Below are 21,896 nucleotides of genomic sequence, written 5' to 3'. Positions count from 1 at the left end.
GAGTGTATTTTTGTAAATACTAAGATTGTTAAATGTTAAATCGAGGAGGGTTTGTATGCAAGATCGTAAAAAAGCTATAAAAAGTCCTGGTTCTGTTATGAAACCAGATTTTGCTGAAACAGATGCACAAAAAGTGAAACAAGAAATTCAAAATGATGTAAGAGCAGGACAAGGAGCAATGACTTCCCGAGAGGCAGGGGCAATGCGAGATTAAGAAAACACTCCTTATTGGTTTTTTCTTCTCTAGAACTTTAACCAGTAAGGAGTTATTCCCGAACTATTTTAGCTTTTTACGTTTTTCCTTTAGAAACATAATGCGTTTCGTATGTAAATCATAGGTTAATCTTACATCGAATTTCTCTCCATTAAATCTATTTTTTTAAACTAAGATTATTTTCTTTCAGATAATGTATTGCATCTTTGTTCACCGATCTTAAATCTATACCTTGTTTCTCTGCTGCAAATGAACATCCACAATAACACTGACGGAAAACATCATATTCATTACACATTTCAATTGAACGTTGATATCCATTACTTTTTTTGAAATCACTTGGTAAATAACGCGGATCATAATTTTTTTGCACACCGATTCCAAGTTCATTTATTAATTGACTATTTTTATTTTTAGAAAGAGTAATGGCACTCCCAAAGTAATCAAAACCTTTTTCTTGTGCTACCTCAGCTGAACGATCCAATCTCATATCAAAACAAGCTGAACAACGAAGCCCGCCTTCTGGCTCTTCTGCCAAACCTTCTTCTTTTACCATTTTAAAAAATACATTTGAACGGTAGTCATCCTCAAGAAATCCTACTGTGTGCCCAGTACGATCATTGAACTTTTCTACAAAGATCTTTTGTTCATTAGAGCGTCGCATGTACTCACTTTTCGGATGGATATTCGAATTCGAGAAAAAAATCGTAATATCTGCATGTTCTGCAAGAAATTCCAATGAAGCAGTACTACAAGGAGCACAGCATGAATGAAGTAACACCTTTGGTCTTTCGTTCCTTGCTTCCCAATCATTAATCATTTTTCTTAATACTTTATCATAATTTATTTTCTGATTCTTCATTTTCTTTAAATACGTTTCTACATCTAACACTTCTTTCACAACTAAACCTCCTGTTTATTTTTATTTATTTTATCACTTAAATTCATTAATAAAATATAGTAATGTATGTATTTATCGATCGTAAAACGGTTCTTATGACCTTTGATGATGGCTAAAATACTATATGTGTTCTATTACCTCTATTTCTAAAATAAATCCTTAATCCTTCTTTTTCATCACAAAATCTTTTGGGTTACCTTTTAACTGGTAATACTTCACGTTAAGACGAATAACTACTACGATGATTACCAAAAATCCTATTATATATAACATTGTTCCTTTCTCCGTTTCTTATTGTTTAGCGAACTTATTCTGTAAATACTTCACATGTTTATTTTCAGTATCCTTATCAGTAATATTTGCTTGCAAAATAGTCTGGTAAATATGCTCGACCTCGTCTTTTGTTAATTTCACATCAATATAGGATTCGATACATTTTTTTAGATCGTTATAATATAGGACATGTTTATCTTTAGAATGAACATTTACTCTTTTTAGGCTGCATTTTGGATGAAACGCTGCAATAGAAATACACGGCAGCTGTTGTTCCATCACCCATTCAATTGTTTTCATGTGCTTATAATTTTGTCTAAATGGATTCTGAAAAGAGTGGTTCTTTCTAAAAATACCTTGTGTCCATCTTGCTGCCTTCTCACTTCCATAAATCCAACCCTCGTAGTTCTTCGTCTCTATAACAAATATACCTGTTTCTGCAATAACAATATGGTCAATTTGAGTTGTATCACCATACTCTGTATGAACCGCCACATCATGTAACACCCAATACCTTTCGTGATCTAATTTTCTTAATATACGTTTTACCATCTTTTCTCCAGCTCTTCCTTTCCATTTTGGAGCATGTTTTTTTACCATAATGTTTATCGGTATCAGAAGCACAATTAGAATTAATTCAAATATTAATACTTTCATAATTTAAGTCCCCTTTTCACATTCTTGTGTTTCTACGCATTAAACGATATACATGGGTTTCTAATCCTAAAATATAATATGAGATACATAAACCTTTTATCACCATCTCTATGAATCCTAATGCTAATGAAACAATGAGTCCGCCCCGAAATTGAAACGGTCTTGTCACCCTCCGATTCACTGGTTTTTCAATCACTCCAAAATTAGCCCAGGTTGGCAAACGCTTTTCTACATTCTTTATAGTGCCCATTAATCCATATTTCAATGACAAAATGAAACATCCAATTAGTAAATATACAATAGAAGAAAAATAGATAGATAAGCCCATAACAATAATTGTGAGCAGCCAACCTATCAAGATAGAATTACGTAAAGCGGTATATTCTGGATTTCTTTTCAAAACAAGCACTCCTATCAAAATAAATTAAGTTATTATTAAATACGAGGTATGAATTTCTAATTTAAATATTATTTTAGTTTCTATCTTCCTCGTCTGTTTTGTAGGCATACCAGCTCTACTACGAGGAGTGTTCATTCTACAAATGGAAATCCTTTACAACAAAAAACGATTAAAAATCGAACGAATTATCCCCTATATCAGAGGAGATATTTGCAGAATATGAAAGGAAAAATCAGATGGGTAGATAAAAGGTACTGAATGAACATTCAGTACCTTTTGCATCTATATATATTTCTTTACATATTCGCAAATAACCATGGAGCCAGTACGGCTAACATACATAGTAAACAAGATCCCGTTATAACGCGATTAGACCAACGATAATACTCAGGTTGTTTTGTACTCTCATGAATTCTTCGTAAACGAATTCCTGCAATTAACATAAAGGGTGTAAAAATAAGTGCTGTTGCTTTAAACAGGTCTAAAAAATCCGTAAAAATGTTCATAAACGAAAATACATCCGAACTAAATAAGAAATATACACTTAATCTCATTGCCATCATACTAACGAACGAGAAAATCATACTCCCTGTTGCCCATTTCATCCATTGACCATTCTTTGTAATTAACGCCATAACCATGACAATAACACCTAATATGAAAGAGATAGAAAAGATATTTACCCCTACTTTAAAAGCTGGTGCATACATACCCTCAACTTTTTGTATAATTGATGACCCAAATGAATCGTCTTTCTCTGTCGTTTTTGTTCGATTGTTTAATCCTTCGTTAAAAGATGAAGAAACATCATTTCCTTTCAATTCATTAAAATCCACTTTTACAGATGCATGAGCTGTATGTAAAGGTATGAGTACTAGGATCATAAAAACAAATGTACATAAAACTCCAATCATCCCTTTTTCTCGCTTCACAACACATCACCCGCTAATTTTGGCTTAATGCTCTTTAATTTGATTTCATTTCCTTCTGCAATATAACGGAGATCTGCGGAATAATAGATATTGGCTTTTGTATATGCCCCCATAATCGCATTTGCAATTTCTTCTTTTTCTACTGCTACATATGTTTCATTTTCATTATAAAACTCTATTTCAATTCGATTAATATTATTATTTAATACTGTTATATGTAACTCTTTTAAGCTATTCAAACGATTTCCTAAACCACACACTAGCTTAAATACCTTACTCGCAAGTGTAGGTGGCTTAACATACGTCGTATTAAAATGAATCGTTTCATCATCTATAACACCATCTTCCTCAACTGCGCACGTCATAATGAAAGAATGATTTTGTTTTTCAATTTCTTGTTGATTTAACTTGCGATCAATGACATATTTCAGACTTGTTGATAGATTTTCTATATATTCATCCAGTTCAGTATTTGAAATTTTAACCTCTGAGAATTCTGGGAAAATCATGTAAGCGTGCATATTAGAACTACTTTTACTTACACGTAATACCTGTACCTGTTTCTTTTCATAGCGCACCGTTTGTTCCAATTTTTTTACTACATTGTTGCTTATATGATCTATTATCATATTTCATCAGCCTCCAGTAATTTTAATAAAATAATTTTTACAATCTCATGTATATAAAGCATTGCAATATTTTGCTGAGGTCTCGAAACTCATATTTTATGACTAATAATCACTTTAATCTTAAAACATCTTAATATTACAATGACGTACAGTGTTTCATTATAGTCGAATATTCTTATATGGTGAATCGTTCTGTTTCACTCATTTGCATAAAAATAAAAGGCTATTTTATCCTTATACAAATGAGTGAGAACATACTGTATTTCATGCTATTTATCTAAGAAAATTTAACTGGGAAATGGATGTTATACACTCCCTAGTCATATATTATTTGATTCAACTAATGTATAGAAAATAGGTGGATTCACCTCAAATTTTATATACATTCATATATTTTCTGGTATTATCCCTCCTTCTGTATAAATCCGATAGCACTTCTTATTAGATATCTTTATAAATAATGTTAATCCTTGTTCTCTTTCTGTCACTTTTGCAGTCCACTTTAACGCTGGTGCCTCTTCTACTTCTGATTTTCACTATTTACAAAAAGCACAATTGTTCAAGTTCTAGAAATGTCATTCATGTTCTCACTTAGCATTTACTTCTCCATCCAAATTCTTTTAGACCGATGTAACAAATAAATTGTAAACACTGACAGACCCTTTTCTAATGTAATTTCCTTTGTGAGAGTAGTAATACGCTCTTACTCCTTACTAATCATCCTGCATTCCCTTGGTCAGCAAGAAACAAGACGTTTCACCAATACATTTCCCCTCTCAATTATTCAAATGAATCGTACTTAAACTAGCCCTTTACGAATTTGTTTTTTTCTTTTTCTTCTATGTATTGAAATTAAATAAAATTTTTCCGCTAAATCATTTTTATATGCATAATCATCTACCAGATTTCTAATTGCAATAAAAAAGGAAGCTCCAAGTATTCATATCACTTAGTTCTTCCTTTTCCCCTGTATAAACTACCATCACATGATTTATATCGTAGTTCTTCATTTGCACTCCCTAATAACTTATCTATATCAATCAATATATCATCCGGCTCTTTAGATTACTCTTTTAGATCTACTAATACTATTCAAACATTATTTTATTTCATTTTGTTATGAATCATAAATAATCCCACCTGCAACTTGAAAACAACATAAAAAGGACTTCTTCAAGTCGATTAAAAATGTGCATAACAAAATAAGCTATATATGCACTAATCGGCTCAAAGAAGCCCTTTCAAAATTGAAACAAGAACACAACTTGCTTCTGCAACTCAACCACAACACATAAGGCGTGGGAATAAACGGAATTCAACAAATAACAATATACCTATATATTATACAATTTAGATTTTTGTATCAAGAATTTTTTTATTATCTTTAGTCATTTGTCAGATGTTATACAATCAATAGCATTATCTAATAAGTTAATTCCAAGATCAAATATTATAATATTAATAGTAATCACCAGTGAAGTTTTACTAATAATGATAAATAAAAGACGCCAACTAGCGTCTTTTATTTACTCTTCCATATTTTGATTTTTCAATAATTCAAATTCCTATCTATGAAATATACTCCTCGTACCATTTAGCTTTTTTAGTTTACACTTTACACTCTTTTTCTTCATCTCACTCTTGTATTTCTTCGTAAATACGCTGTTGCTCCTTGTAAGCTGCATCCCCCTGATCGTAATCAATTAATTCCTGTTCTTCGCCCCTAATTTGTCTTTTTCGCTCTTCTCTCTTTTGTTGTAGTTGATATCTTCTATATGCCTTCTTATCAGTAATTTTTTCACAGTCGTGCGCTAGCTCCTTCGTTTCGTCATGTCCATGTCCGCAAAAATCGTTTGGAATTATAGCACTAGATTTCTTAACAGATTCAGGATTAGGGTCTTCATGTTCTTTGCTAGCCTTCTCATCTTTAACTGCAGTATTGCTAAGACCATCTTGCTCTTTGTTCGTTACATTTCTATTAGAATCAAACTTTATAGTCATCGAACCGTGTCCACCGTGACCTAAATATATATAGATAGAGAACAATTTAGTTGTTTCGCTGGATCCAGGCTTTCCTGCTATCTCTATGACTTTGTCCGCAGGCATTCCAACCTTGATTTGATTATACTGTTCTAGTGATACTGTTGATGCGTCCTCATGTACATCTTTATAATGCGGATATTTGTCATTAATTTCCTCATCTTTATTCTTAGATTCCTCCACTTGTTGTAGCCTTTTTTTCTTCTTAGGTTCTTCTGTATCCTCTTTGACCTTAGGCAGAGTGGACTTCTTCTCTACAATCTTAGGGGGATTAGACTTCTCCTCTTCAACCTTTGCGACTTCTATAGAGTCTTGTTCCTTATATGGCTTGTAATCCCCATCTTCCTTTGCAGAGCAGGCACTGAAAATTGATACAGACGTTGCACTTAATACAAGTAATTTCTTTAATAATTTCGTATTAAATTTCATAATATTATTCCCCCGTTACATATATTAAATTGCCCCCTCATGCTTCCTCCTATAAACGTTATCCTTTTCCTTCGCACATTGACTCACATATAACTTTTCGTAAGCCTCTTCGATATTCATTACAGATCACTTTTTGGCTGTAGTACTTGTACACCCCTATAACATTTCAAGTTGATCAGTGTAACCCACAAGTCAGCATCTTTCTCATTATTCGCACTCTATTTCTATCAAATGTCTTAATTACGTATCTTATGCTGCGGAAAGAATTGTATATTAAATGTACTTCGTTATTTACCTTACTCCATTAATCAACGGCTAAGCGTTAAATTAGCGATATGTAAATTTTTTATCTTTCTATTATATAAATTGCTGTATATCGCATTATTATAATATTATTTTAGCAAATATTGTTAATCCATTCAACGTTGATTTATAGGTGTTAAAAAACGAATAAGTGGAATTCTTAACGAATAGAGATGAAATTTCGTTTGCTAATTCACGTAATTTTCACACATTAAAACACTGCATGTTAATATTTGTTATATAATGAAACCAAGCCTTAAGTAAGATAGTTTCCCTGTTACGAGTAATGAGATAGTTTGTTTCACCTTTTTATATTATTTAAAAAAGAACTTGTAGTGATGCCTACAAGTTCTTTTTGCATTTTTTATCATTTTAACCAAGGAGACACCTACCAAAATGAAGGTGAATCAAATGATGATTAATAAAGCCTATAAATTTTGAATCTACCCACATCTAGCACGAGCAATTCTAGGCAACAAAGTTAATGTTATCTCTTTTCTATCAAGCGAAGGTTTTATAGTACCCTCAGAACGAAATTTTGTGCTAACTTTTACCCATCCAGCTCATTTTTTCGTTTTAAAATATTTCAAAATATGGGCTGGATGGGTACGTATAGTGACCTCCACTTAATTATCAGAAAAACCTTAGCCTCTAATTGCATACACGCTAATTACGATGATTTCCCAATGCCAGCACCATAATGAATCTATCCTTCTCCTCTTTTTATCAATATGATAGATAATAGAGGTGCCAGGCACAAAAACAGGTTGTGAAGAAAGTCTTCTTCACAACCTGAGAGTAGTTACATATCCAAATATGCCCTGTTCTTTTAACTATTTAGTCTTTTATAATTTGTTATAGTCGATATAACTAGAGTCATAATAAATCCACTGACCTGTTCCAATTTTTAGCCAGCCATTCTTCTCTTCATAAACTGTTACTTTTTCGCCTTTACTTGTCTTTCTAACAATAGAATAGTTTGTACCTGATCCGCTTCGAACATTTACCCCAATACCATTAATTTGAGCCGTTCCAATTACTTTTTGAACACTACCATTTTCAATTACTTGAAGCATGCTTAGAATGAATGTTGCTGTTTCACCACGAGTTGTTGTTCCTTTAGGATCGTATTGATTTTCACCCTTACCTTTGACAATACCTAAGCCATACAATCTTTGTACATCTTCTTTATAGCTAATTTGGTCTTTGTCTGAGAATGGTAGGTTTACAACTGGTCCCCATATACCTTTATACTGTAAAGCCTTGTTTACAATAATTGCTGATTCTTCTCTTGTAATAGGTGTGTTTGGGTCAAAATAACCATCTCCTCTACCTTGAATGATACCTGCACTTGCAGTACGTATAATACCATCTCGTAAAGTTGAATTTGCATCGTTTAGGTCTTTAAATGAAGCATCTCCAGCTGGCAGGTTTAGAGAGTTAGAGATTAATTGAGCAAATTCGGCTCTTGTTATCGCTCTATTAGGTGCGAAAACTCCGTTTCCTTCCCCTATCATAATACCTCTTCTATTTAACTCTCGAATAGCTTCTTCATACCAACCTCCAGTAATGTCATCTTTTGGTTGATAAAGATTATTATAATACCCACCAACGCCATTTACGAATGCATCCCATTGTCCATTATTAATCATATTAGCAGGGCAGATTTTACCGCTCCATTTTTGGTGTTTTACAATGTTATTTAACGGTACACCAGTTTCTTTCATTAAATAAGCTACAAGTTTCTTAGCGTTATCTACTGCTTTACTATAGTTACCGTCACTGTTAACTGCGATTTCAATTGCAATGGATTCTCTATTACCTGGACCATCACCGTCTCCGGCGTGCCATCCGTTCTCGTTTAATGGTAGATGTTGATAAATCTCTTTATCGTCTACTGTAAAATGCCACGATGCAGCTCGGTCCGTGTTACCTACTGCTTGGTTATATAGGTATTGAGCATGGTTTCTAGCACCTGCTCCTACACTTGTATTATCAGTCTCATGAATTGTAATATACTTTGGACTCATGTAGTTTTGAGGACGAATATTATCGTTACCTGCTGGAACAATCCATTCAGTGAATGGAACACCGTTTATTGTACTAGAGGTGCTAGGTGATATGGGAGACAGACTACGTTTTGTTCTGTTTGAATTGTTAGGAACAGTTAATGTACCTGTTTCTTCATGAATACCTCCTGAACGTTGAAGACTATCTACTGTCCTATTGTCGACAGTACCTCCACCACGTCCGTCTACCTCTTCAAAACTAGCTTCAATACTTTTTAAAGCCTGTTCATCTGTTGTTTGAAGTTGGTCTGTGTTACCTTGCACTTGAAGGCTTGTAGATTGCTTATTGTTTACTGATTGTTGTTCCTCTGCAAACGATACCAATGGTGAAGATAATACCGTTAATCCTGCCGTGAATGCTACTACTTTTTTATTAAATTTAATGTTCATTTCTAATTTGGTATATCTCACTATCTTAATAGATATACCTTCCTCCTTGTACTTCTTTTAGTTCGAATAATAGTTTAAATATTGGTAGCCTGAACCTTCAAAATGACGGATTGATTTTACATTTCATATGTCAAACCGACATCTATAAGTCCTACATGAAATGTCAGTACTTTAGAATTATAACACAGCACGGTTGCAATAATTCCAAGACTCTTGCAAGTAATCTCCTGATCTTCGACATGCTGATAGGATGACTCTAAAAAAGGGGCATTATCAGTATAGAAAAGGGAAATTTGTTTAAATGGGGCATTATCACAGCGCTATCAAGCTAAAGTTTTATACCACCCATAAAGTAAAAAAACGTTATCCTTTCTGTAGAATTATAGGAAGGGATAGCATTTCTTTATGAATCTTTAAATGCTTACGTTTACTGAAGAATTACAGCAGCATATGCCTCCCCAGGTTCTACAAAGGACGAAGCACTTGATTATCAACATGATTGATGGCATCTAGCTTCTCAGGATAAGATTTTAAGAGTTCCTATTTCAAATGGTGAAGATTACACTATAGATGATAAATTTACAACTTCACTCTTATTATTCATCTGCATAGTTTATCATAATGGAATAGCATTCAAAAAATTCCCTAACAATATAAATCCCCCTCTCCAATTCCTTGAAGCTGAGCAATCGGTACATCCTTACTGGTCTTTTTGTTTTTATCGTCACCCTTTCAAATCATCTTCATATGTTGTATATAGATATCTCCTTTCGAATTGACAATGATGCCTCTTTCAAGTCCTTAATGTACGCCTTACAAAGAGCACTTTTGAAAAGTGCTCTTTGTACTTTCTAATACACTCACTCTATAATAAAGTAATTTTAATGTATGAATTGTAACTATTTGCACACACTATAATTGGAAGGCTTGAATCATTGTCATTGAAAAATGTTCAGCACTTCCGCTCCTTAAGAGAACAGTCTACGCAACTGTTCTCTTTTCCTTTTTTTACAAAAATAACAGGACAAGCATAGTTAACTATGCTACGATCAATTACATTGCAACATTCTCAACGTTCCCTCAACAATTTCTCAATATTTTTCATGGACAATAGCACACTTCCTCAACGTTATTAATATCTTAATATTAAATACTGAAGGAGGTGCTAGAAAATGACTTGGTTCATTATTTTAGGATTTATGCTTATTTTAAGTATAGGCGGCTTTCATACACATAGTATTCATATCATTTTCAAAATAGATTCAGATACAAAAGCTATGCCAAGTTGGTCTTTCGTTAATAAAATAAACTTTCGAACATTTAAAGAGTTGTTAAAAAGCCCAAACAGGAATAAACTCAACAGCCTTACCATAGGAGAGCTGTTTATCCCTTTAAGTCTATTCAATAAATTATTTAGCAAAACATTAATTTTTCTAATCTTATTCTTCTATTCTCAATACTTAAACTAAATATAATATGAGATGAGTAAAAGAATAGCAGTCGCCGACCATAACAAACAACAGACCGCCTATTATAGACGGTCTGTTTTAAAACAAATTGAATATATCAACAGAATAAGGACGCCTTAATTATTCAGAATATTCTTATTATTAACGAAAAAAATCATAGTTAAATATAAACTATCCATTTCCTGTTATTATCAGATTAAGCCTTTACAGAGAAAAGGGGGATATTATGACTGTTCAAGAAAAAAGTAATAAGCAATTGATGGAATTATTAAATGAATGGTAGACTAGAACTTCCACTTAGTCTTGTTCTGTAATTTCTTCTCTTTTTGAAGTACGGCCTTTAACTTTTTTAAATAATCGATTTCCATACGTAAACATTCATTTTCATCTTTTAATGTCTCTATAATCCCTTCAATGGTTGCATTATTTAACTTTGATCTTGTCTTTTCCATAGCTGGACCCCCTTTCTTCTTTTTATATAGGAATTCCACGCCTTTTAAATCATATATTTCCCTTCACCTACGAACTATTGCAATAAATTTTTTAACACAAACAATTCATTTATTTCATTTGTTTTTATTTTATTTCTCAGAATTTGAGATATATCTTTTGAAAAATCCCTTGTATTCCTTCCATATTTATCTCTCCTAAATAAATCGTAATACATATTATACCCAATAAATTTGTAAGCTTTAATCTTATTTTTAACAAAGCCTTCTTAATTTTGAATAGACATAACACTTCATACTGTCAACTCCCCCTATATTGATAAATACGAATCATCTAATTTATTTGACATTTTAATGACTTATGACAGGAAAATATATACATTAAATTAAACCTAATGTATCTTTGGTTTGTAAGTCGTAGTTAGTTGGCCAACTTTCAATACAATTTAATAATTAAAAATAAGGGGGATTTAAAAATGAATCAAGTATTAAGGAAAAGTAAGAAAAAAATGATGTATCTAGTCGGTTCACTTCTAATTTCTCTATCAATGTTTTCAACTACAAGTTTTGCAGCTACAGAAGGTGCTGTAAAAAGTGTTACAAATAGTAGTTATACTGGAATTGCAGCTGATATAAACCTACCAAAATCAGTTGTTGTTAAGGATGGATATGTGAATTGGTATTTAGGTATTGGAGCATCTAAAGTTGAAGGTGGTATTTCAAAAACACCAAGTGGATATAAAGTATTTCTTAATTCAGGATATAATGAATCAGGTCAAAACAATAAGTATTGGAACACACAATATGATACATCAATTAAAGATGGTGATCGAGTAAACCTTAAAATAATTAATAACGGCAATGGTACGGTTACTATGTATGTAAATGGAATCCCTAGATATACAAATCAGCCTGTATATGGCTCATTTTCTCAATACGAACCAGTAAAAATGGTTCAGGGCGTTGAAGATACTGGACGTAATTCTTTTAGCCAAGCTAGCTTTTCAAACGTACTTCTAAGAGCAGATACATCTGGATCTATCTACAAGAGTTGGAACAGTTCAATTTCTTCCTCATTTTCTAAACATGGTACTTATAGTAACAATTTCACAGTTTATTCTCAAGTACCATTAAGCGCAAGCTTACGCTAAAGTTGTTCTTGTATACGAAATTTTTTAAAAAAGGTAGCTGTACTTTTATACAGCTACCTTTTTTATACTTTAATTGCAAAAAGCGTGTCAAAAATAAAAAGATGAAATTGTAAGTATGTTCACTTCTCAATTCCATCTCTTCTAAAAATTGTATATTACCAATTCTCTTGTTCCTCACTATTCTACCAAATTAATAGCAACACATTATGTAGGGATAGGTTTATACTATTCTACATTTAAATACATGTAATATTACCTATACTTTGTTATTTTCATGTGAAACTAATTCACTATATATCTCTTTCTCTATATTTTTCAAGAGAATTTCCAACCTATTTTTTGTAGATATATTAAAATGTGGATTTAATTCTTTTATTATAAATTCAAGTATCTCAAAGCTTATGTAATCTCCTAATTCAAGTGAATATTGATCACCCAAGAAAGTTTTTAATTTTTTAGAGATCTCCACTTTATCTTTTTTGGTAATATTTACCCCCATTCGATAACAAACCTCTCTTAGATTAGTCTTAAATACTAATTCAAAAGTTTTTATAACATAATAAAAATATTTTGAAATTAATATAAATCATATAATGAAATTTTTACAAATAAATAAAAAATATACATCATAATCACTAAACAATATATTATGCATCATAAACATATATTGGCTCGTCATAAAGGCGTAAACATTTTGACCAATTTCCACATAACATTTCCCATTCACCAGCAGGATATACTTCCGTACGCAATATATGAAGTGGTATACGTAAATTCAATAACCGACCACTAAGCGTCGTACGAGTAACTCCCGCTGGCATTAAAAACTTTGCTTCAATTACCTTTTTCAGTTCCATCAACGAGTATTCTGGATAACTCATCAATATTTCATTTGAATGAGGCCAGACCTCAGTATCATTTGAATGACGGCGTACCGTATACTCATGTTGATATAAGCCGACAATACGATGCCATATCTCTAAATGGGTAAATAAATCTCTATTTAAATCCCTTGCATATAAAAAATGTTCTTGTTTATTTGCTTCTGTAATTTTTGCAAGCAAGCGTTTATTAGCAATAATCTTATCTGACCAAATTATTGTAGGTTCATTCTTTAAATTATTTACCCATTCCCCCATTGGTAATAAATGATTCCAAGCACGAATTTTTATTTTTTCATCGGGTACTACCTGTACAGCAACGCGTTTACAACCTAATGCCATCATAGCCTTCATACGATGGGCACCATCAAGTAACAGATAATTACCATCACTAAGCTCAGATACTAAGGGAGGATTCCGTAAAACACCTTCACTTTCCATTACACGACAAATTTGTTCCAATCGTTTGTGTTCATATGATTCATGAAAGCGAATTTGCTTGGGATGTAAGAGATCTAAGGCCGAAATAATTTCACTCATAAAAACAGCTCCTCAAATAATTACATAAATTCTAAGCTTATCAAATAACTAATTTTCTATAATGATTAGTCTTGTTTACCGATATTTAGCAGCTATTAGACAATTATTTCAAACTGCGTTTTAATAAATTTACTAGTCTTCTAATAAAACACCAATTTCATTTTCCATAGCCCTTTGATAGTAATAAGCAGCAATGGCTACATCAAATATGGCCATACCCATTGGATTAAATAATATTGCTTTATCATAAGGGAAGTTTTGCAGTGCTCCTCGGATTACAACGTCAGCAATTGATACTGTATCTTCTTTTTGTAAACCTCTTTCAAGGTGCATCCTTTCAACATCAGTTTTTTCACGACAGACTTCTTCCCAATTATCAACAACTAGGGATTTTGTATATTCTAAGATATCAGGCTTAAAATCACGAAGAGAAACATTGAGTAGTAGCGCCCCATCTTTAGGTTTCTTATCAATATAACCTTCTGCAGAAACAGTACAAGTAATAAAAATATCAACATCATTATAGGCTTCTTCATATGCATTAACCTTTTGAGTTTTAGAATAAATTTCCTCAGGAATTAATTCGTCTTTAATTCCATTGATATCATATAAGTAAACACTTTCGATTTTATCGCCTAATAGGGCACTTACCATCTTTAAATGCATCTGACCAATAGGTCCAAATCCAATAATTCCAACTTTAACATTATTTAAATCTCTTAACTTGGCAAACTCTCGAATCATTAACCCTGTAACAGAAGCTGTTCGTATTACACTGACCATTGCTGTATTAAGTGTCGCAAATGGTTTTCCAGTCATAGCATCATTTAATATAGTAACTGAATGAGCACGTTGAATACCTTTCTCAATATTCTTCGGAAAACTAGCTATCCATTTGATTCCTGAAACCTTAAATTCTCCTCCAATATAAGCTGGCATAGCAATAATTCTATTAGCCGGATCATCAAAACGTAAGTATGGCTTAATTGGCTGAGAAAAATCTTCTGCATCAAGACTTTGTACTGCCTTTGAAATGACATTTATTGTTTCTTCCCAATTAACACCCATTTCATTGATATGTTTAGTATTTAAATACATCATAATTGCTTCCTCATTTCTATATCATTTTTATAAAGAAACTAATTGGTCTTCTACTGATTTTTGTGTATTAAGCCATTCTACCCATTCTACGTTGTAAATAGTTGATGTGTAAGCTTGTCCATTATCAGGACACAAGAAAACAACATTAGGTGTATTTTGAACATCCTTATTTTCAAAATACTTTTGGATTGCATAATATGAAGTCCCTGATGATCCACCGGCAAATATTGCATGTTTATTAAATAGCTCATAACAACCTGCAACAGTATGAACCTCCGGTACAATCATTACATCATCAATCAATGCTTTTTTAACCATACCAGGTACCATACTGGCACCAATTCCTGGTATATATCGTTTACGAGGCTTATCACCAAAAATAGTGGATCCTTGACTATCTACCGCAATAATTTTAATATTAGGGAATTTTTCTTTTAATCGTGTAGATACCCCAGCGATAGTTCCTCCAGTACTCACTCCAATGAAGGCATAATCTAACTGTTTAAAGTCATTAGATATTTCTCCACCAATTCCTTGATAATGAGCTTCAAAGTTATCGGCATTATTATATTGATTTGTCCAGTATGCATTAGGAATAGTATTTAAAAGTTCTTTCACCTTATTTAAACGCGTTAATAAATAGCCACCTGTTTCATCGCGTTCATCCACTTTAGCTACTTGATAGGAAGTTGCTCTCAAAAAATTCTCATAACTATCATTAATATTTGGATCAATAACTGGTATGAATTTCAGACCAATATACCTACAAAGAGTAGCAAGAGCAACCGCAAAGTTACCAGATGAAGATTCAATAATCGTAGAATTTTCAGTCACTTCACTGCGACTTATTGCTGATTTTAAAATATGGTAAGCAGCACGTACTTTAACACTATTCATTAAATTGTAATATTCTAGTTTCGCATACAAATTAATCTTTTCATGCTCTAATTTAATCATAGGTGTGTTGCCGATTACCCCTTCTAAACTCTCTAATTTCTTGAGCATAATTTGCTTCCTTTCTTGGTAAAAATCTAAAGAAAATAATTAATGATAAACATTTGTAAATGTTTTTTTGAATGTACCTCAAATAGAACTTATATCTTGAAGACAATATCTTTAGTATCGATAAGCTAAGCACCATTCAAGTACTGCCATAGCACTATTTAACTTATTTTCGGCCTGGGTAAATACAATACTTTTCGGTCCATCAATAACTGTTGCTGCTACTTCTTCCCCCCGGTGTGCTGGAAGGTCATGCATAAAAGTAGCTTCCGGATATAAAGTCAAAATTTTCTCTGTCACTGCAAATGGATTAAATGCATCTTTCCATAAAGGATCTATTTTGCTTGTCCCTGTTGTTTGCCACCTTGTTGTATATACAACATCCACTTCACTAGGTAACATTTTTATATCATGACATTCAATAACTTTAGCACCAGAAAATCGTGCATATTCTTTTGATTTTTCAAGCACACTTGGAGACACTCCATAACCAGCAGGTGTAAAAAGATATAACTCCGTACCTGGAAAACGAGATAAAGAAAGAGCTAGAGCTGCTGCACTGTTATTACCTTCTCCCATATATAAAACCCGTAATCCAGCTATTTCACCAAATTTTTGTTTCATTGTTGTTAAGTCTGTTAGTGCTTGTGTTGGATGTTCTTCCGCACTCATTGCATTAATGACTGCCATACGACTTTGAGATGCCAGTTTTTCCATTTCCTTTTGACTATCTGCAGTTCTTGCTACTAGTCCATCCAGCATTCGCGAAAGTACTTGAGTAGTGTCTTCTATAGACTCCCCTGTATTTTCTTGCAAATCATTTGGACCATACGTTACAATTTGTGCACCCATCTTTAATGCTGCAATAGAAAATGCCGATCGAGTTCTAGTCGATGTTTTACGGAAGTAAACCCCAATTATATTTCCCGCTAATATTTGATTAGGTTGCGATTTACCTGTGGCAAACTCTACCCCACGAGTTACAATTTGGTTAATATCACTATCAGTAAGATCCTCAAGAGTAATTAAATGTTTTCGAATAGCCATTATTATATTACCTCCCTTTTGAATAAGTGCATGTAACAAAAATGTATTTACACATATATGTAAATCAAAAATATTAAACAGCTAAGGTAAAAAATAATAGATTGCAAAAATAATTCATGTGGATCCATTACCACAATTTTCTACATTTGTTTTTAAACTAATATATAGCAGTTGATATATAGCCTATATGAACTCGAATTCTCTTTTTACTCATAAATACTTACATATAATTCTATTGTTAGTCTATATTCCTATTTTTTATGATATAGCTCTGCTGAATATATTACACACTATAACACTAAAAATATACTCAAAATACTGAATTTTCAGCTTTCTCAATTCTTTTATCAATTTTCTGTCAATTTATACTATAATTTTCTTTTTTTACACATTCTATACATAAAAATATTTTCTATAAAGATTTCATGCTTTCTATTTTTTTAACATCTTTATTACTATAATTGGAGATTTTCCTCATCTTTAAAATAATGCAACCAAGAATAAAAGCAAAAAATGAAAATATCCCAAAGGTAATATTTATAGTATTTAATGATAAGCTCCAACTAATTAGAAAGGAAACTAGAGCTCCTCCCAAACTTGCCGATGCAATAAATAAACTAGTCACTTCATCAATATTATTTTCCATAATACGGGAAGCTAAAATAAGTGTTATCGGAAAAATGCCAGCTATGACTAAACCAATAATGAAGATTACAGATAAATACATACCTGTACCACGAACAAAGGGGAATAGAAATAAGAGAATTACTAATGTGAAGCAACTAGATGAAATATATATCCAATAATTAAACTTATGAACAAGCTTACCTATAAAAATCCTTCCGATAACTATTGCTAGCCAGAAACAAGATATACTTATTGAACTAATTAATTCATTATTAGTAAGAATCATAATTGTAGATAAAAAATTTGCAAGATTGGTTTCTATACCTGCATATAAGAATGCAAAAAGTGATATAAATAATATAATTTTTACTTTTCCATTTTTAAAGCTAACAGTTAATGGGGATAGTGATACTTCCTTTTCATTCTTTCGAGGAGAAAGATTATTAAATTTAGCACTCCCAAACAAGTACCAAACTAATAGTGTGAAAATAAGAAATAGCAAGATTCCATATAAAATGAAATACCATGTATAAAATTTTATAAAATAATTGACTAATAAAGGAAACCCCAGTGCTCCAATCCCAAACCATACTTCAAGAATGCTGAATTTAGCAGCACTATTCTTTTCTGCTGAAATAACAAAGGAACCCATAGTAGTTTCTAACAAACCCGCTCCATAACCCAATCCAAATGCAATTACTGCTAAATATGCCCATTCTTTAACAAATATAAAACCTCCTAAAACTACTAACATTGCTAATATCCCAAATGTTAGAGTTTTAAAATAATGATACTTTTTTACTAAAACAGGCGAACTAAGAACACCAAATAAAAATCCAGTAAATTGAAAAAATATTAATATCCCTAGTTGATCAGGTGTTCTTTCATAATATTGTAGTAACGAAGGAATTAAACTGCCCATACAAACATGTATTACTCCTACAATAAAATAGAACAAGCACCCAAAATAAAATATTAACCGCACCTTTTATCAGCTCCAATTCAAAAGAAAAAGGGATTTATGTTACAAATTATAAATCCCTCTTTTTACAATAAAACTAAATAGTTGTTACAGATAATTCTTTGTTACGTTTGTTTTTATTGAAGAATAAATCTAATATAATTTGTGAACGTAATCCATCTTCAAATGTTGCAAGCGATTTTTTAGAACCACCTGCTGCTGCATTAACCCAGCTTATAATTTCCTTTCTAAAAGAATCCGCCCATTCAAAAATCTCGTTTTCCGGATCAACTAATAACGGTAAAGGCAAAAAGATTTCTTGTTTTTCCAACCCATCAAAAGTTATATATTTATTAGGTTCTCTAGAAGAATACTTGTATTCTTTCTTAGTACCTATTACCTCAATACTAAAGCCACAATCTTCAGGGAATGAACTTTTAGACGTTGTAATATTAACAAATACTTTATTGGTTAATTGACCATAAACCTCTGCATAATCATCTACAAATACTTTTTGTTTTTCTTTTTCTTTAACATTTGTTTTAATTTTAGTTCGAACAGTATCCTCTCTAAAATCACTTTCAAATAAAAACCAAAGTAAATCTATTAAATGAATGCCTAAATCCCCCAATGCCCCACTAGTTTTATTACTTTGAATGTCATCCCGCCAAGTAAACAAAGTTCTTCGAAAAGCGCTATTCTTTTTAAAATGTAGCCTTATAACTACTACCTCTCCTAATTCCCCATTTTGAATTAAGCTCTTCAAAGCCTTAATATAGGACAAGTAACGATAGTTAAATCCCATTGCAGCAACTACATTAGTATCCTTTGCTATTTTCATCATATATTTTGCTTCTTCACAAGAAATTGCCATCGGTTTTTCAACTAAAACATGTTTGTTTTTTAATAACGCTTGAACCGCTTGAGGCTTATGACAAAAATTAGGGGAAGATATTATTATCCCATCAACAACTTCAAGTAACTCTTCATAACTATTAAAAACTTCCCCATCATAATCTTCTACTAACTCTCGAGCATTCTCGTAATTAACATCATATACTCCAACTAATTTACAATTATCAATTGTTGATAATGCCCTAGAATGAGCTTTTGCAATACTACCTGCACCTATAATTCCAATATTCATTATATGAACATCCCCTTTAATTAATAATGTGCTTTAGAGTATTTAAAATTCCAATTGAGTATTCACCTTGAGCTAGCATTGCGTGTGTGCGTTTAGCCTCTTCCGTTGCATTTTCTACTAAGTAACCATGTCTTACAGCTTGTAACATCCTTAAATCATTTCCACTATCTCCAAAAGCAATTGCATTTGCTTTATCTAGTTTGTACTTATCTAACATAAATTTCACAATTTCATCTTTACCTGTTCCAAGTGGAATAAAATCTACATCATAGCAATTTTCTGGATCACCAGCTAATGGATTACATTTGTTAATATTTACCCCCACTTTGTATAACTTCCCGATTTCTTCTATCTGTTCTAAATTTTTTGAATCAATAGCTTCATTTTGCTCTTCATAATAAAAATTAAATTTGTACTTAGAACTTCCTAATTGTGTCTGAGGTCTTAAAAAAATTTCATATTTTGTTTCAAGCGATTCGATAATTCTTTTAATTTTCGCAGAATCAAAACCTCCCTCTACTATTCTCTCTTCCCAAACTTGATCATCCATAGTAGTCCTATTACTATCAAAGTACGTTATTTCCGTACCTAATCCACTCGCTACAAAATGAGGGAAATATTTAATACCACCTTTTTTCATTTTCTCAACAATTGATTCTAAACTACTTCCAGTTACCCAACCAATGACCAAATCTCCTTTACTTGCGTGTTCATACAAGTATTTTTCTAATAATTTCATATTGATTATTCCAGAATTATCCATATTATGAGGATAATAAGTTTCATCAAAATCACAGAACACTATATATTTAGGGTTTTTAACCTGTGGTAACCTTTCAAAAACTAAAGACTTTAAAACTTCATTACTTATTGACATTAATTAATCCCTCCAAAACAAAATTTTGTTCCTCTAACAACATATTTGGATGTAAAGGTAAATGTAATATTTCCTTATGAACTTGCTCTGTGTTTAATAAAGTATCCTGCATATAATTTTTCTTTACCAGCTTGGTATTATGTTTATGAGATAATACTGGATAATAAATATCTGTTTCAATGTTATACAACTGGTACAATTTATTTTTCACCTCATCTCTTCTTCCATTTATAATTCTAATCGGAAAAAGATGCCAAACATTATCTTCTGTCATCCTAGGTAGCTTTATTAATTCTCTATCCTCTAATTCTTTTAAATTGCGTATATATCGTTGAGCCAAAAATACTCTCTTTAAATTGTTATACGATAGGAACTTAATTCTCTCTAAACCAATAGCTGCTTGAAGGTTATCAATTTTAGAATTAAAGCCAAAATCTAATACTTTTTTATTTTTTTTATCAACTTCAAATCCATGATAACTATATTGATTGCAACGAATTGCAAGATTTTCATTATTAGTAACTATTGCACCCGCCTTACCACATACACCAAAGTTTTTATATGGATTAAAACTCAGAATAATAATATCTCCATATTCTCCAAGGTTTGAGGAACCAATAGCCTGACATGCATCTTCAATAATTCTTAACTGATAAACATCTGCAATTTCACGAATTCTTTTCATATCACATTGTTTACCATACAAATGAACAGGTAAAATGCATTTTGTTTTTTGGGTTATTGCTTCTTCTATTTTAAGTGGATCAATACAATAACTCTTGTGATCAATATCTACAAATACAGGTTTTGCTCCAATTGCTAACACTGCATTTTCAGTAGCAGCAAAACTATTAGCTGGCATAATCACTTCATCGCCTGGCTGAATACCAATAGATAACAAAGACACCATAAGTGCGTCTGTCCCACTACTTGTTGCAATTACAAACTTCTTGTTTAAATAGTCCCCAATTACTTCTTCTAATTTTTTAGAAAATGGTCCACTTGTGAATTGACCTGTCGGTAAAACCTCTTTTAAAGTTCCTATTATTCCGTCAATTTCACTTTGAGAAATTAGCCGATTAACTGGCATAAATTCTATTTTCTGTATATTTTTTCTGCTATAATTGAAAATATCTTTTTCTATATCAATATCTATTTTCAATTTATTTTCTCTAAATAATTTCTCTTTCATTTTGTGATTCGGTAATACATTACTAATTTCAAATTCTTTCTCTTTCGTTTCTCCCTGCAGGCACTTTAATAAAGCTAAATTGTCTTTGCTATGGCCAGAAATTGTAGTAAGAGTTTTCACGTTAAATCACCTCTAAGAAATTATTTTGAAAATCATGAGTAGACTATATTTTATGTTATCGATTACATGTCAACATTTTTTTTTCGGAGGGATTC

Annotated in this window: 20 protein-coding genes and 2 pseudogenes; 5 read left to right on the top strand and 17 right to left on the bottom strand. The window is 31.9% G+C overall.

Annotated elements, in window-relative coordinates:
• The first annotated feature begins 55 nt into the window (after positions 1 to 55).
• Positions 56 to 214, top strand: a complete 159-nt coding sequence (locus MKY21_RS27980; RefSeq protein ID WP_001153998.1) for a hypothetical protein — start codon at positions 56 to 58, stop codon at positions 212 to 214.
• Between the two features lie 157 nt (positions 215 to 371).
• On the opposite strand, the gene MKY21_RS27975 is transcribed toward MKY21_RS27980, so the two are convergent.
• From MKY21_RS27975 to MKY21_RS27965, 3 genes are all read right to left on the bottom strand, one after another.
• Positions 372 to 1,106, bottom strand: coding sequence for an epoxyqueuosine reductase QueH (locus tag MKY21_RS27975; RefSeq protein WP_409194067.1), 735 nt, complete (start codon positions 1,104 to 1,106; stop codon positions 372 to 374).
• 300 nt (positions 1,107 to 1,406) lie between these two features.
• A complete protein-coding gene (locus MKY21_RS27970) occupies positions 1,407 to 2,045 on the bottom strand; it encodes a nuclease-related domain-containing protein (protein ID WP_098327357.1) in 639 nt (212 codons plus the stop codon).
• A 16-nt stretch (positions 2,046 to 2,061) separates the two neighbouring features.
• Positions 2,062 to 2,445 carry a hypothetical protein gene (locus tag MKY21_RS27965; RefSeq protein ID WP_097862038.1) on the bottom strand — a complete coding sequence of 128 codons (384 nt, stop codon included), beginning with the start codon at positions 2,443 to 2,445 and terminating at the stop codon, positions 2,062 to 2,064.
• Between the two features lie 55 nt (positions 2,446 to 2,500).
• Here MKY21_RS27965 and MKY21_RS27960 point away from each other — a divergent pair.
• Positions 2,501 to 2,693: pseudogene (locus tag MKY21_RS27960) on the top strand (hypothetical protein); the annotation flags it as partial.
• Positions 2,694 to 2,741: 48 nt separating this feature from the next.
• Here MKY21_RS27960 and MKY21_RS27955 read toward each other — a convergent pair.
• The 4 genes from MKY21_RS27955 to MKY21_RS27940 all read right to left on the bottom strand — a co-directional run bounded on the left by MKY21_RS27955 (position 2,742) and on the right by MKY21_RS27940 (position 9,237).
• Positions 2,742 to 3,377: a hypothetical protein gene (locus MKY21_RS27955; RefSeq protein ID WP_000817900.1), complete on the bottom strand. Its 636-nt coding sequence runs from the start codon at positions 3,375 to 3,377 to the stop codon at positions 2,742 to 2,744.
• Positions 3,374 to 4,006: a hypothetical protein gene (locus MKY21_RS27950; protein ID WP_065845656.1), complete on the bottom strand. Its 633-nt coding sequence runs from the start codon at positions 4,004 to 4,006 to the stop codon at positions 3,374 to 3,376. Before MKY21_RS27950 ends, MKY21_RS27955 begins: the two co-directional genes overlap by 4 nt.
• Positions 4,007 to 5,641: 1,635 nt before the next feature.
• Positions 5,642 to 6,475, bottom strand: a complete 834-nt coding sequence (locus MKY21_RS27945; RefSeq protein WP_341078059.1) for a hypothetical protein — start codon at positions 6,473 to 6,475, stop codon at positions 5,642 to 5,644.
• Between the two features lie 1,148 nt (positions 6,476 to 7,623).
• Positions 7,624 to 9,237, bottom strand: coding sequence for an S-layer homology domain-containing protein (locus tag MKY21_RS27940; protein WP_341078056.1), 1,614 nt, complete (start codon positions 9,235 to 9,237; stop codon positions 7,624 to 7,626).
• A gap of 464 nt (positions 9,238 to 9,701) precedes the next feature.
• Here MKY21_RS27940 and MKY21_RS27935 point away from each other — a divergent pair.
• Positions 9,702 to 9,815, top strand: a pseudogene (locus tag MKY21_RS27935) (DUF3221 domain-containing protein); the annotation flags it as partial.
• Positions 9,816 to 10,409: 594 nt separating this feature from the next.
• The gene (locus tag MKY21_RS27930; protein WP_074626557.1) at positions 10,410 to 10,706 is read left to right on the top strand and encodes a hypothetical protein; all 297 of its coding nucleotides are present in this window, start codon (positions 10,410 to 10,412) and stop codon (positions 10,704 to 10,706) included.
• 284 nt (positions 10,707 to 10,990) lie between these two features.
• Here MKY21_RS27930 and MKY21_RS27925 read toward each other — a convergent pair whose 3' ends face one another.
• Positions 10,991 to 11,158 carry a hypothetical protein gene (locus MKY21_RS27925; protein ID WP_172852012.1) on the bottom strand — a complete coding sequence of 56 codons (168 nt, stop codon included), beginning with the start codon at positions 11,156 to 11,158 and terminating at the stop codon, positions 10,991 to 10,993.
• A gap of 473 nt (positions 11,159 to 11,631) precedes the next feature.
• On the opposite strand from MKY21_RS27925, the gene MKY21_RS27920 reads away from it, so the two are divergent.
• Positions 11,632 to 12,306, top strand: coding sequence for a hypothetical protein (locus tag MKY21_RS27920; protein WP_098326478.1), 675 nt, complete (start codon positions 11,632 to 11,634; stop codon positions 12,304 to 12,306).
• A gap of 256 nt (positions 12,307 to 12,562) precedes the next feature.
• On the opposite strand, the gene MKY21_RS27915 is transcribed toward MKY21_RS27920, so the two are convergent.
• From MKY21_RS27915 to MKY21_RS27875, 9 genes are all read right to left on the bottom strand, one after another.
• On the bottom strand, positions 12,563 to 12,805 hold the full coding sequence (locus tag MKY21_RS27915) for a DUF2164 family protein (RefSeq protein ID WP_097797316.1): 243 nt from the start codon (positions 12,803 to 12,805) through the stop codon (positions 12,563 to 12,565).
• Between the two features lie 148 nt (positions 12,806 to 12,953).
• Positions 12,954 to 13,727: a ParB N-terminal domain-containing protein gene (locus MKY21_RS27910; protein ID WP_098326479.1), complete on the bottom strand. Its 774-nt coding sequence runs from the start codon at positions 13,725 to 13,727 to the stop codon at positions 12,954 to 12,956.
• Between the two features lie 132 nt (positions 13,728 to 13,859).
• Positions 13,860 to 14,828, bottom strand: coding sequence for a 2,3-diaminopropionate biosynthesis protein SbnB (sbnB, locus tag MKY21_RS27905; protein ID WP_097797318.1), 969 nt, complete (start codon positions 14,826 to 14,828; stop codon positions 13,860 to 13,862).
• Positions 14,829 to 14,855: 27 nt separating this feature from the next.
• On the bottom strand, positions 14,856 to 15,833 hold the full coding sequence (gene sbnA, locus MKY21_RS27900; RefSeq protein WP_097797319.1) for a 2,3-diaminopropionate biosynthesis protein SbnA: 978 nt from the start codon (positions 15,831 to 15,833) through the stop codon (positions 14,856 to 14,858).
• A gap of 111 nt (positions 15,834 to 15,944) precedes the next feature.
• Positions 15,945 to 16,877, bottom strand: coding sequence for an ornithine carbamoyltransferase (locus MKY21_RS27895; RefSeq protein WP_063549877.1), 933 nt, complete (start codon positions 16,875 to 16,877; stop codon positions 15,945 to 15,947).
• Between the two features lie 412 nt (positions 16,878 to 17,289).
• Positions 17,290 to 18,489: an MFS transporter gene (locus tag MKY21_RS27890; RefSeq protein WP_097797320.1), complete on the bottom strand. Its 1,200-nt coding sequence runs from the start codon at positions 18,487 to 18,489 to the stop codon at positions 17,290 to 17,292.
• A gap of 73 nt (positions 18,490 to 18,562) precedes the next feature.
• Positions 18,563 to 19,612 (bottom strand): Gfo/Idh/MocA family protein, encoded by a 1,050-nt coding sequence (locus tag MKY21_RS27885; RefSeq protein WP_097797321.1) that lies wholly within the window; start codon positions 19,610 to 19,612, stop codon positions 18,563 to 18,565.
• A gap of 16 nt (positions 19,613 to 19,628) precedes the next feature.
• Positions 19,629 to 20,489, bottom strand: coding sequence for an HAD-IIB family hydrolase (locus MKY21_RS27880; RefSeq protein ID WP_098022730.1), 861 nt, complete (start codon positions 20,487 to 20,489; stop codon positions 19,629 to 19,631).
• The gene (locus MKY21_RS27875) at positions 20,476 to 21,801 is read right to left on the bottom strand and encodes a DegT/DnrJ/EryC1/StrS aminotransferase family protein (protein ID WP_097797323.1); all 1,326 of its coding nucleotides are present in this window, start codon (positions 21,799 to 21,801) and stop codon (positions 20,476 to 20,478) included. Before MKY21_RS27875 ends, MKY21_RS27880 begins: the two co-directional genes overlap by 14 nt.
• Between the last annotated feature and the right edge of the window lie 95 nt (positions 21,802 to 21,896).

The sequence above is a fragment of the Bacillus sp. FSL R9-9497 genome, from assembly GCF_038005805.1.
In the GTDB taxonomy this organism is placed as follows: Bacteria; Bacillota; Bacilli; order Bacillales; family Bacillaceae_G; genus Bacillus_A; species Bacillus_A cereus.
The sequence above is the reverse complement of the archived record's forward strand: the minus strand, read 5'-3'. Positions and strand labels throughout refer to the sequence as shown.

Excerpts from the sequence above, each read along its gene's own strand:
- MKY21_RS27980 (WP_001153998.1), top strand. The coding sequence starts at position 56 with ATGCAAGATCGTAAAAAAGCTATAAAAAGTCCTGGTTCTGTTATGAAA.
- MKY21_RS27970 (WP_098327357.1), bottom strand. The coding sequence starts at position 2,045 with ATGAAAGTATTAATATTTGAATTAATTCTAATTGTGCTTCTGATACCG.
- MKY21_RS27950 (WP_065845656.1), bottom strand. The coding sequence starts at position 4,006 with ATGATAATAGATCATATAAGCAACAATGTAGTAAAAAAATTGGAACAA.
- MKY21_RS27945 (WP_341078059.1), bottom strand. The coding sequence starts at position 6,475 with ATGAAATTTAATACGAAATTATTAAAGAAATTACTTGTATTAAGTGCA.
- MKY21_RS27940 (WP_341078056.1), bottom strand. The coding sequence starts at position 9,237 with ATGAACATTAAATTTAATAAAAAAGTAGTAGCATTCACGGCAGGATTA.
- MKY21_RS27930 (WP_074626557.1), top strand. The coding sequence starts at position 10,410 with ATGACTTGGTTCATTATTTTAGGATTTATGCTTATTTTAAGTATAGGC.
- MKY21_RS27925 (WP_172852012.1), bottom strand. The coding sequence starts at position 11,158 with ATGGAAAAGACAAGATCAAAGTTAAATAATGCAACCATTGAAGGGATT.
- MKY21_RS27920 (WP_098326478.1), top strand. The coding sequence starts at position 11,632 with ATGAATCAAGTATTAAGGAAAAGTAAGAAAAAAATGATGTATCTAGTC.
- MKY21_RS27915 (WP_097797316.1), bottom strand. The coding sequence starts at position 12,805 with ATGGGGGTAAATATTACCAAAAAAGATAAAGTGGAGATCTCTAAAAAA.
- MKY21_RS27910 (WP_098326479.1), bottom strand. The coding sequence starts at position 13,727 with ATGAGTGAAATTATTTCGGCCTTAGATCTCTTACATCCCAAGCAAATT.
- sbnB (WP_097797318.1), bottom strand. The coding sequence starts at position 14,828 with ATGATGTATTTAAATACTAAACATATCAATGAAATGGGTGTTAATTGG.
- sbnA (WP_097797319.1), bottom strand. The coding sequence starts at position 15,833 with ATGCTCAAGAAATTAGAGAGTTTAGAAGGGGTAATCGGCAACACACCT.
- MKY21_RS27895 (WP_063549877.1), bottom strand. The coding sequence starts at position 16,877 with ATGGCTATTCGAAAACATTTAATTACTCTTGAGGATCTTACTGATAGT.
- MKY21_RS27885 (WP_097797321.1), bottom strand. The coding sequence starts at position 19,612 with ATGAATATTGGAATTATAGGTGCAGGTAGTATTGCAAAAGCTCATTCT.
- MKY21_RS27880 (WP_098022730.1), bottom strand. The coding sequence starts at position 20,489 with ATGTCAATAAGTAATGAAGTTTTAAAGTCTTTAGTTTTTGAAAGGTTA.